A 545-nucleotide genomic window follows, 5' to 3' on the forward strand; every position below is an offset into this window, starting at 1 on the left:
ACCTTTTGGAAGAAGTCGTCGAAGGTGGAATCAATAACTGGGGTGAAGTCGTAACAAGGTAGCCGTATCGGAAGGTGCGGCTGGATCACCTCCTTTCTAAGGAGAATTGCCTACTGTTTAATTTTGAGGGTTCGTTTTTACGAATACTCAATTAGCACTTTGAGCAACGGAATTTATTCGTTGGCGACGTGCGTTAGCACTTTAAGCAACAGGATTTATCTGTTGGCGCTGTGCGTTAGCACTTTGAAAACTGCATATATATATTTAGTGATATGACATCTAATTTGTAATATATAAAGCTGATAACTTTTAAAAATTATCGAAGTTGATAGCTTCTAATCTATCAAACCTTTTTAACTGGTCAAGTTATTAAGGGTGCAGGGCGGATGCCTTGGCACTAGGAGCCGATGAAGGACGTGATAAGCTGCGATAAGCTTCGGGGAGTTGCACGTAAACTTTGATCCGAAGATTTCCGAATGAGGAAACTCACTTAGAGTAATGTCTAAGTATCATTAAGTGAATACATAGCTTAATGAGGGGAACTC

At 40.2% G+C, this 545-nt stretch carries 2 rRNA genes; both read left to right on the forward strand.

What is annotated here, in order from left to right:
- A 16S ribosomal RNA gene (locus IC173_RS20365) occupies positions 1-96 on the forward strand; the annotation flags it as partial.
- 263 nt (positions 97-359) lie between these two features.
- A 23S ribosomal RNA gene (locus IC173_RS20370) occupies positions 360-545 on the forward strand; the annotation flags it as partial.

The organism is Clostridioides sp. ES-S-0048-02 (genome assembly GCF_020658495.1).
In the GTDB taxonomy this organism is placed as follows: Bacteria; Bacillota; Clostridia; order Peptostreptococcales; family Peptostreptococcaceae; genus Clostridioides.